At 72.7% G+C, this 4,735-nt stretch carries 4 protein-coding genes; 1 reads left to right on the top strand and 3 read right to left on the bottom strand.

All coding sequences use genetic code 11. The features are described 5' to 3' along the window. Window positions 1-66: 66 nt before the first annotated feature. The 3 genes from AB0K09_RS29855 to AB0K09_RS29845 form a co-directional block, all read right to left on the bottom strand. Window positions 67-1,194: an LLM class flavin-dependent oxidoreductase gene (locus AB0K09_RS29855; RefSeq protein ID WP_366068534.1), complete on the bottom strand. Its 1,128-nt coding sequence runs from the start codon at window positions 1,192-1,194 to the stop codon at window positions 67-69. A gap of 73 nt (window positions 1,195-1,267) precedes the next feature. Further along, window positions 1,268-2,041 carry a glucose 1-dehydrogenase gene (locus AB0K09_RS29850; protein WP_366068533.1) on the bottom strand — a complete coding sequence of 258 codons (774 nt, stop codon included), beginning with the start codon at window positions 2,039-2,041 and terminating at the stop codon, window positions 1,268-1,270. Between the two features lie 14 nt (window positions 2,042-2,055). Continuing rightward, window positions 2,056-3,282, bottom strand: coding sequence for an amidohydrolase family protein (locus tag AB0K09_RS29845; protein ID WP_366068532.1), 1,227 nt, complete (start codon window positions 3,280-3,282; stop codon window positions 2,056-2,058). Between the two features lie 155 nt (window positions 3,283-3,437). Between AB0K09_RS29845 and AB0K09_RS29840 the strand changes: the two genes are divergently transcribed. Next, on the top strand, window positions 3,438-4,735 hold a 1,298-nt coding region (locus tag AB0K09_RS29840; RefSeq protein ID WP_366068531.1), incomplete at its 3' end, for a BTAD domain-containing putative transcriptional regulator.

Raw genomic sequence — 4,735 nt, 5'->3', positions numbered from 1 at the left:
CTCGGAACCGCTGGGGCCGGGGCGGCGCTCCGGGAGGCGCCGCCCCGGGGTGTGCGGGGCACGCCCTCAGCGGACGGCCGCGCGGCGCAGGCGCGTCGTGCGGTGGACGGGATCGGTGTCGATCTTCGGGATGACGTGTTCACCGATCAGCCGGAGCGTGGTCATGGTGTCCTCGTACGGGATGCCGATCGGCAGCCCGAAGGCCAGCTGGTCCGCGCCCGCCTGCTCCCAGCGCTTGCACTGGCGGAACACCTCGTCGGGGTCGCCGCAGATCATCAGCTCCTCGGCGATGAGGAGTTCGACGACCTCCTCCGTGTACTCGGGCAGCAGCTCCGGCCAGCGCGGGATGCCCTCGGGGCGGGGGAAGGTGTCGTGGTAGCGGAAGAGCAGCGACTGGAGGTAGTGCAGCCCGCCCCCGACGGCGATGCGCACGGCCTTCTCGTGCGTCTCCGCGCAGATCGCCGTGGAGGTGACCATGACGTTGTCGTTGACGAACGCGCCGACCGGCCGGGCCTGGGCGATCGCCGACTTGTAGGAGTCGACCACCCACTCCATGTCGGAGACCTTCTGCACGCTGAAGCCCAGGACGCCCAGGCCCTTGCGGGCCGCCATGGCGTACGAGGAGGGCGAGCCCGCCGCGTACCACATGGCGGGGTGGGCCGGGCCGTACGGCTTGGGGAGGATCCGGCGCGGCGGAAGGGTCCAGTGCTCGCCCCGGAAGCCCTCGTACTCCTCCTGGAGCCACATCCGGGGGAACTCCGCGATGGTCTCCTCCCAGATCTCCCGGGTGACGTCCATGGACGTCGCACCGGGGAGGAAGCCGAGGATCTCGTGGCTGCCCGCGCCCCGTCCGGTGCCGAACTCGAAGCGGCCGCCGGAGAGATGGTCGAGCATGGCCGCCTTCTCGGCGACCTTGGCCGGGTGGTTGACCTGGGGCAGCGGGTTGAAGATGCCGGAGCCGAGGTGGATGCGCTCGGTCGCGTGGGCGAGGTAGCCGAGGAAGACGTCGTTGGCGGAGAGGTGGGAGTACTCGTCCAGGAAGTGGTGCTCGGAGGCCCAGGCGTACTTGAAGCCGGACCGGTCGGCCTGGATGACGTACTCGGTCTCCTCCAGCAGCGCGTGGTGCTCGGCCTCGGGGTCGCGCCGCCGCCGGCTCTCCGGCACGTACCCCTGTACGAAGATCCCGAATTCCACGGAGGTCACCTATCTTTCTGACGAACCGTCAGGCGACTGCGACTCTGGCACACAGGGACGTCACGGGGAAGGGTCAGAACAGCGACAGCCCCGCCAGCCAGCCCCCGTCGACGACGAAGGGCTGCCCGGTCACGTACGAGGAGTCGTCCGAGGTCAGGAAGAGCGCCAGCCGTGCCACCTCCTCCGGCCGCCCGGCCCGTCCCAGCGGTACGTGCGCACGGAACAGCTCGTCGACCGCCGCGCGCCCCGCGCCCGGGTCGAGCGGGGCGGGGTTGATCATCGGGGTGTCGATGCCGCCCGGGCACATCGCGTTGACCCGGATGCCCCGGCCGGCCAGCTCCAGCGCGGCCACCCGGGTCATGCCGAGCACGGCGGCCTTGCTCGCGGCGTAGGAGGTGAGCGAGGCCATCCCCGCCAGGGCCGTGTACGAGCAGGTGTTGACGATCGTCCCGCCGCCGGCCGCCGCGAGCTCGGGCGCGACCGCGCGCATGCCCAGGAAGGTGCCGGTCTGGTTGACCCGTACGACCTCCTCGTACTCGGCGAGCGGGGTGTGCTCCAGCGCGTTGAAGCGCAGGATCCCGGCGTTGTTGACCAGGCCGTCGAGCCGCCCGAAGGCGTCCTTGGCCACCGCCACCGCCGCCGGCCAGCCGGCCTCGTCGCCCACGTCCAGATGGACGTAGCGGGCCGACTTCCCGCCCAGCTCCTCCGCCACCGCGCGGCCCGCCTCGTCCAGGACGTCGGCCAGCACGACCCGCGCGCCCTCGGCGGCGAACAGCCGCGCCTCCTGTTCGCCCTGCCCGCGCGCCGCGCCGGTGACGAGCACCACGCGGCCGTCCAGCCTGCCCATGGCCACGCCTCCCGTCAGCGCCCCGGCCCGGGCCAGAGGCCCTCCGGGGTCAGCCCGAGCAGCTCGATCGCGTTGCCCCGCACGATGCGCTCGACCGTCTCCGGCGGCAGGTGCGCCATCTGCTCCTCGGCGACCTCGCGGGACTTGGGCCAGGTGGAGTCGGAGTGCGGGTAGTCCGTCTCGTACAGCACGTTGCCCTCGCCGATCGCGTCGAGGTTGCGCAGCCCGAAGGCGTCGTCGAAGAAACAGCCGTACACGTGCCGCGCGAAGAGCTCCGAGGGCCGGGTGCGGACCTTGTCCGCGACGCCGCCCCAGCCGCGGTTCTCCTCCCAGACGACGTCCGCCCGCTCCAGGATGTAGGGAATCCAACCGATCTGCCCCTCCGCGTACATGATGCGCAGACCGGGGAACCGCTCGAACTTGCCGGACATCAGCCAGTCGACGAGCGAGAAGCAGCAGTTGGCGAAGGTGATGGTCGAACCGACCGCCGGCGGCGCGTCCTGTGAGGTCGAGGGCATGCGGGAGGAGGAGCCGATGTGCATGGCGATGACGGTGCCGGTCTCCGCGCAGGCCGCGAGGAACGGGTCCCAGGCGTCACCGTGCACGGACGGCAGCCCGAGGTGCGGCGGGATCTCGGAGAAGCACACCGCGCGCACGCCCCGCGCCGCGTTGCGCCGCACCTCCTCCGCGGCGAGCCCGGCGTCCCACAGCGGCACGAGCGTGAGCGGGATCAGCCGGCCGCCCGCGGCCGGACCGCACCACTCCTCGACCATCCAGTCGTTGTAGGCCCGCACGCACAGCAGGGCGAGCTCGCGGTCGGACGCCTCGGCGAACGACTGGCCGCAGAAGCGCGGGAAGGTGGGGAAGCAGAGCGCGGACTGGACGTGGTTGAGGTCCATGTCGGCCAGCCGGTCGGGCACGCTGTAGGAGCCCGGCCGCATCTGTTCGTAGGTGATCGCTTCCAGTCTGATGTCATCCCTGGAGCATCCGACGGCGGTATCCAGCCGGGTGAGCGGACGGCGCAAATCCTCATAGACCCACCAGTCCGCCACCGGGCCCTCGTCCCCGGGACCGCCCATGACGGGCGCGAAGCGCCCGCCGTTGAAGGTCATGCCCGTCAGGGGCGCACGGACCACATGGGGCCCGGCATCGCGGAATACCGCCGGTAGCCGCTCTCTCCAGACGTCAGGAGGCTCGACCGTGTGGTCGTCCACCGAGATTATCTTGGGGAAGCTCCGCATGGCCGGACAGGCTAGCGCCGAACTGACGAAGCGTCAGTAGGGTCGTGGGTCGGTCCTTGGCAGGGCTTGTGGAGAGGCCGGACCCCTGCTGACGCGGAGGCCCGGGACAAGGCAGACTGGCCGGTGCGACCGAGCAGGACAAGCAGGGGGTCACGATGGCCGGCGACACAGAGCACGGGCAGCGGCTGCGCTTCACCGTGCTCGGGCCCGTCCGCGCCTGGCGCGGCGAGGAACTGCTCAACACCGGCTCGCCCCAGCAGCGGGCCCTTCTGGCGGCCCTGCTGCTGCGCGGCGGACGCACCGCCACCGCACCGGAGCTCGTCGACGCGCTCTGGGGCGAGGAGCCGCCGCACGCGGCCCTGGCCGCGCTGCGCACCTACGCCTCCCGGCTCCGCAAGGCCTTCGGGACCGACGCCGACGCCCTGGTCAGCGAGGCCGGCGGCTACGCGATCCGGGTCGGCGTCGGCGGGCTCGACATCGACACCGCCGAACGGCTGGCGGCCGAGGCCGACAAGGCCCGGGCGGCCGGCGACCGCCCGCGCGCCCGCGAGCTGATGAACGAGGCCCTCGGCGTGTGGGACGGCGAGCCCCTCGCGGGCCTGCCCGGCCCCTACGCCGAGACCCAGCGCGCCCGGCTGGAGGAGTGGCGGCTGTCCCTGCTGGAGACCCGCCTCGACCTCGACCTGGAGGTCGGCTGCCACGCCGAGGCCGTCTCCGAGCTCACCGCGCTGACCGCCGCCCACCCGCTGCGCGAGCGGCTGCGCGAATTGCTCATGCTCGCCCTCTACCGCGGCGGCCGGCAGGCCGAGGCGCTCGCCGTCTACGCCGACACCCGCCGGCTGCTCGCCGACGAACTCGGGGTCGACCCCTGCCCCGAGCTCTCCGAGCTCCAGCAGCGCATCCTCCAGGCCGACGCCGACCTCAACGTCCACCTCTCCCCCGCCGACCGGCACTCCGCCGGGCCCACCTTCGTCCGGCCCGCCCAGCTCCCGGCCACCGTCTCCGACTTCACCGGCCGCGCCACCTTCGTCAGCGAGCTCAGCGACCAGCTGGCCACCGCCGAGGGCAGCGTCATGGCCGTCTCCGCCGTCGCCGGCATCGGCGGCGTCGGCAAGACGACCCTCGCCGTGCACGTCGCCCACGCCGCCCGCCACCACTTCCCGGACGGCCAGCTCTACGTCGACCTCCAGGGCACCGGCCCGGTCGTCGCCGAACCGGAGGCCGTTCTGGGCGCCTTCCTGCGCGCCCTCGGCATCCCGGACGCCGCCATTCCGGAAGGCGTCGAGGAACGCTCGGCCCTCTTCCGCTCCACCCTCGACGGACGCCGCGTGCTGGCCCTGCTGGACAACGCCCGCGATGCCGCCCAGGTCCGCCCGCTCCTGCCCGGCACCGAGGGCTGCGCCGCCCTGGTCACCAGCCGCACCCGCATGGTCGACCTCGCCGGCGCCCACCT

Source organism: Streptomyces sp. NPDC049577 (assembly GCF_040675635.1).
Classification (GTDB): Bacteria; Actinomycetota; Actinomycetes; order Streptomycetales; family Streptomycetaceae; genus Streptomyces.
This window is presented reverse-complemented; position numbering and strand designations above follow the sequence as displayed.